We start from the raw sequence: 5,950 nt of genomic DNA, 5'->3' as shown, positions 1-5,950 counted from the left end.
CGATAAATTTTATCTACATGAACCGATTCTGGATAATAGCCAGTATAATTTTTATATGCTTCTACTTGTGACTTTAGGTTCGCTGATTCATTAAAATTATCCCAACTAATATGGTCTAAAAATACATATCCATCAAAATAACTAGCTGATAATTTTGCCCCAAATTCCACGGCTTTCCCGGCTTTTCCACGGACAATTGGACGGATATGTGGTTGGCTTAAACTAACGATTCGGTCATCAATACTCTGTTTTTTATTTTCATACAACCATAGTTGTTGACGATAGACTTCTGCCACTACAAGCAACATCTTATGTTGTCTATTAGTTAATTTTTCTAAAGTTGCTCCGGATCTAATTAGCTGGTCAATATAAGATAAATTTCTTTTAATATATTGAAGTTGCTTTTTTATCGCTTTTCTTCTATCTTTTGGGGATACACGACGCTTTTTAGCTACTTCTAAGTAGTCTTTTCTCGCTATTTCTCGATAAATCCTCGGTTTTTTCTCTAGTGTACCTTTTATCTGTTCATAAAGAAGGTCTATTATTCGTTCTGTCTGTAATATGCTTGATTTAATAGCTCTAAATCTGTTGGATAGCTGATATCTCCTGGCGCACAAGTCGCATCTAATATTAATTTTCCCAGATTTTTTAGCTCACTTATCTCTTCTTCTTCTGCCGAGTCTGTTTTTTTTTCAGTATCAATTGAAGATGCAGCCTCTAACATCTTCTTTACCATTTTTTGGTACATGTTTACTAATAAGCACACAGCGAGTGCTAGTCACGCAGATGCAAGTATTTTGGGATATTTTATCCTCTGTTCTTGCACCTGAATATATTTCTTTGGTCTGATAATCTCAGAGTGTCGGCTTTTCTTTCTTTTTCAGCAACCCCTATTTACTTTTTTACTTTGTTCATCAACAACATAAATTGTTAACAACTTTGGCTCAACCCATTTACCGATAAACCCGTGTCGCTTCGTTTTGGAATTTTTTCTTCCCTTTTTATTAATTCGGATTCTACTTTGACCGCTATCTACAACGAAAAACATAAGCAGCTTTTGCTTGAAGATAGCTTCTGCTTAAGCAATTCAGTGCCGAAATGTTCAAGTTGTTGTGGCAGATTGTCAAACAACGGAAAATTTATTTCTAGATGACGCATGGCTACTTACAAGACTCTGCGGAAATACTCACTGTACAAATTGCACATAGGCATTACCTGATTGTCCTGTTGGTGCACTAATCCCATACTATGCAACTTATAAATCTGCATTGAATCTAATTCCACTGGTTCAAGTGAAGTGACCACCTTTTTTAACGCTTCTTTTAAACCTTGAGCTTCTTCCGAGTGCAGCATCTCTAAGTACGATCGCAGATGGTTGCTGTAAATTCCCGCTTCTGTGGAAGCATCTTGTAATAGCTGCTTTAGCGTTGCCTTTGCAGTGTAAACTTCGTACATTGCTAACCGTAGCAGATAAGGATGTCCTCCCACTATATTCATTAGTTCCTTTACCTGAGTATCATTCCAATTCAGTTCATGAAGGTGAGCCAAATCTATCACCTGCTTGTGGTCAAATTCCAGCAACGGCACTGGTAGCCCCGCATTAAAGGGAGATTGGTTCATGTCTAAGGGAATATAAACTTCGGTAGAATGTGCCATCACCAGCCTTAGTTGTTTCCATTGCTCAGAAATTTTCCCTTTCTCATGCCAGCTTCGCAGCATCCCGAAAAAGTCTTCAATCACTTGGTTATAAGGAAAAATCCGATCCACTTCATCTAATCCTAATACCAAAGGACAATCTATTTCTGGCAATAAATACTCCTCAAAGTACACTGTGCAGTTATCATTGCTCCCTAAAATTTCTGTATCCCAATAATCTTTTAACCGATTTTCTAACTTTAACTTCCGACTAACCATTAAACACAACCAACGCACGAACTTGTCCAAATCCGTTAAAATTGCTCGCTCTACACTACTTAAATCCAAATATACCGTTTGATAATTCTGGGATTGGGCATGAGCCAGAATCCTGGTAAGCAATGAAGTTTTGCCCATCAGCTTCGGTGCTTTAATCCGAATTAGGGAAGCGGGTTTGACAACTGTCTCGTAACAAACAGACTCTAGACCATCTCGCTCCACATAAAAAGGAGAACCCAGAGGAACTGAACCGTCTGGAAACGGTAGCTCTGCTAACGGGGATTTTGGCTGCTTGACATTGCTATGAATATGTGGTGGAGGTAATTGCCTTTCCCAGGCTCTCTCCAGCGCTCCTTTAAAATTACTCTTTGTTACCTCTTCCCCTAACGCCTCTGAAAGCTTTCGCCACAGATGAGGACCCACATCTCCTCTGAGATAGTTTACAGAGAGATGGTACTGCTCTGCATCTTATATTGGTGGCTCTCTCACTAGCGCAGCCAATATATTTCAAGATTCTCTTAGCAGTCTTGATAGGAACGATTATTACAAATTTACTCTTAGTAGTTCTAGTATCGTTACCTTGAGTTTAGATGGATTAGCGGCAAATAGTAATGCCAATTTAATCTTGACAGATAGTAATGGTGCAACTATTACTGCTCCTAACTTGTCTGGTAATGCCTCAGAAAATATACGTTTTACCCTCAATAACCAACCTTCCAACACTTACTATGCCCGGATTTATTTAGTCACTCCGGCAGTTGGCACAACTTATAATCTCACTCTGTCAGCCGAAGCCATTCTAGATAGTGGCATCTCTGACAATACAACTGCACTGGCAAACACTAACAGAGATATTAGTGCAGCTGTCAATGTCGGCAGCTACAGTGGAACTGATTTTGTTGCAAGTAGCGGCTTTGTTACAGATGCTAGCGACTACTACAAATTCACTTTAAATAATAATGGCACTATTGGTATTAACCTCAATCCTTCAAGTGGTAATGCTGATATACAGTTATTGAATAGCTCTGGACAGTCTCTTCAACCTGCCAGTAGTAGTACTCAAACAGGTATAAACCAAGATTCTATTAATCGTTCTCTTGCCGCAGGTAGTTACTATATCCAAGTCTATGCAAGTGCAAGCTCGACTAACTATAATTTGCAGGTTAATTTTACCGCAGATGCCCCAGACCAAGGAGGAAACACTGTAGGAAATGCCACTCTTGTCAGTCTTCCTGCCACTGTCTCAGATTTAGTCAACACTATTGATACTCAAGACTATTACAAGTTCACTCTCAACTCAACTGCCTTAGTTGATATCGGGTTCACATCACTCTCAGCAGATGCTAATTTAACACTGCAAGACCAAAATGGTAGTGCTATTGTTCCAACTACCACCCAGTTAGGAACAACCCTAGATGCAATTCGCCGCAGCTTAAATCCTGGTACTTATAACATCCTGGTAACTCGTGGTACTGGTACAACAGCAGCTAACTATACTCTAAGTGTAGTTGCCCAAACCATAGGCCTAGACCAAGCTGGTAACAGTCAAGGAGCAGCCCTGGATTTAGGTACTTTAAATGGTTCTGTTTCCGGCAGTGAGTTTGTGGGCAGCATAGATTTTAATGATTACTATAAGTTCAATCTTAATACCAGCAGTTCTTTTAATCTCAGCCTTTCTGGCTTAAATGACAATGCAGATGTCCAACTATTTAGGAGCAATGGTACACAAGTACCGACCACTAACCAAACGGGGAGTACTAATGAAACCATCACCAATCTACCTCTGAGTGCAGGTACATACTACATTCGCATCTATCCCTCTGGTTCAGCCGAAACTTTTTACAACTTGGACATAACGGTAGAGCCACAAGCCCAACAACTAGAAATAAATCTTGGGTCTGGTAGTTCTGAACCTGATAACTTGACTACTTGGAATAACGCTTTGTACTTTACTGCCAATGATGGTACTACGGGTATTCAACTGTGGAAAAGTGATGGAACTACAAACACCCGCATTACTAATGCTAGTGGTTTCAATCCTGATGATCTGATTGTTTTCAATAACAAGTTATACTTCACAGCTACTAACAGCACGTTTGGTACAGAACTCTGGGAGTACAATGGCGCGTCTGTAACTAGAATTAGTGATATTAATCTGAATACTGGCAGTTCTAATCCAAGTAATCTCACTGTCGTTGGTAACAAACTTTTCTTTACAGCAGTTGATAGCAGCAGTACCAGAAAACTGTGGGTTTATAACAGTACAAGCGTCAGTTTAGTAGATATTAACCCTGGTTTCAGTAGTTCTCAATCACCCACTTTCACTGCTTTTAACAGCAAGCTCTTTTTCACAGCCAAAAATAACAGTGAGCTTTGGTCAACTGATGGCACTGTTGCTGGTACGCAGGTTATTAGTGTGGGAGAAACTACTAAATCATATCCTACACGCTTTAGAGTGGTTGATAGTACGCTCTATTTCACTGCCAGCAATGGTACAAGCGGGTTTGAGGTGTGGAAGTATCAAAATGGCACAACAGCTAGCTTATTGAAAGATATTACACCTGGTAACAATGGGTTCGCGCCGACATATCTAACAGCCGTTGGTAACACTTTGTACTTTGTGACAGATAGCGATAATGACTTTAACTTGGAACTGTGGAAGAGTGATGGAACATCTGGCGGAACCGTCAACATCAGAACTAATGGACAAGCACCTAATGTTGGTTTAGGGTCTTTCTCTCTAACTGCTGTTGGTAATATTCTCTACTTTGTTGGCAATGACCCAGTAACTGGTCTAGAATTGTGGCGAACCGATGGCACAGATGCTAACACAGTATTAGTAAAAGATATTTGGACTGGCACAAATGCAAGCAGCCAGCCTAATAACAGTATTCCCACTAGTCTAGTTAATTTAAATGGCACCCTGGCTTTTGCGGCTTCTAATGGCAGCAACAGGGAGGTGTGGTTCAGCGACGGCACAACTGCCAATACTCGCAAGGTTAGCAACATTAACCCTACAGGAAATGCTAACCCCGACAGGCTGACTGTCGTTGGTACACAGCTGTTCTTCACCGCCAACAACGGGACTAATGGTACAGAATTGTACGTGCTTTAAACAGGAGGTGATTGTTCAAAACAAAGTCGATATAAGAATAAGCCAAATTTAACTGGTTGCAGTTTCACTAAAATTTCAGCCATTTGTAGACAAACTATCGAGTCCACGAGATTTGCTAACGGTCAACACAAAAAATAGGAAGATGTTTTCCAATATGAAGAACAAATTTTTAGCTCTTGCTGCTTTTGGTACTGCTATTCTGAGTGGTGTGATTCTTTCTGCCCCTGCTAACGCTCAGATTGCTCCAAGCACTGAAACAGAGACCATCAACGTCAATGTCACTGTCCCAGAGATTCTCTTTTTGAGAACTATCACAACTGCTGATGTAGTCATTACTCCAGCTGAGTTAGTTGGTGCAGGAGCAACATTAACTTCAAATAATAGTACTACTCCCCCCTCTTCCACAGGCAGTGATAAATCTACTGGTAGTACTCTTGATACTGTATCCCCCTTTTCAGTGGCCTCAGCACCTGTAGAAAAAACCATTAACGATGCCTACATCGTTTGGTCTAACAGTCCCACAGGAACTTATGAAGTAGAGATTACACCTGGTACTTTTGTAAGCGGCACTAATAATCTTACAGTTGATATTAGTGGTACTGATCCTAGTACCGCCTCAATAACTGCTGAAGGCTTAACTGCTGCTACTGCAAAGGACATTGTTTTGGATGTCACATTAGATGCTGCTGGAAAGGCGGGAACCTACACAGGTACTTTAACAGTTGATGCTTTCAGACCTGACTAACCTTTCTCTGAGTGACAGTGAAAGGAGAAATCTGACTCAAACCTTGGCAAGCAAAAGACAGATTGCTCTCTTTCTGTTGAGATAACTCAGCAAACTGGTTAACTTTTTGAATATCTCCTCAATTCCCTAGAACCTGAGGGGATATTTCCCATATTAAATCCATTACCAACGAAACT

General features: G+C 40.4%; 3 protein-coding genes and 1 pseudogene. 2 read left to right on the top strand and 2 right to left on the bottom strand.

What is annotated here, in order from left to right:
* Positions 1-760, bottom strand: a pseudogene (locus tag LC574_RS22445) (IS5/IS1182 family transposase); the annotation flags it as partial.
* 404 nt (positions 761-1,164) lie between these two features.
* Complete coding sequence (locus tag LC574_RS22440; RefSeq protein ID WP_229455723.1) at positions 1,165-2,337, bottom strand: AAA-like domain-containing protein; 1,173 nt, start codon at positions 2,335-2,337, stop codon at positions 1,165-1,167.
* 49 nt (positions 2,338-2,386) lie between these two features.
* On the opposite strand from LC574_RS22440, the gene LC574_RS22435 reads away from it, so the two are divergent.
* The gene (locus LC574_RS22435; protein ID WP_368736720.1) at positions 2,387-5,029 is read left to right on the top strand and encodes a pre-peptidase C-terminal domain-containing protein; all 2,643 of its coding nucleotides are present in this window, start codon (positions 2,387-2,389) and stop codon (positions 5,027-5,029) included.
* Between the two features lie 154 nt (positions 5,030-5,183).
* Positions 5,184-5,774, top strand: a complete 591-nt coding sequence (locus tag LC574_RS22430; protein WP_229455721.1) for a hypothetical protein — start codon at positions 5,184-5,186, stop codon at positions 5,772-5,774.
* Positions 5,775-5,950 lie beyond the last annotated feature (176 nt).

The sequence above is a fragment of the Nostoc sp. CHAB 5715 genome, assembly GCF_020829685.1.
Lineage (GTDB): Bacteria > Cyanobacteriota > Cyanobacteriia > Cyanobacteriales > Nostocaceae > Nostoc.
The sequence above is the reverse complement of the archived record's forward strand: the minus strand, read 5'-3'. Positions and strand labels throughout refer to the sequence as shown.

Excerpts from the sequence above, each read along its gene's own strand:
- LC574_RS22430 (WP_229455721.1), top strand. The coding sequence starts at position 5,184 with ATGAAGAACAAATTTTTAGCTCTTGCTGCTTTTGGTACTGCTATTCTG.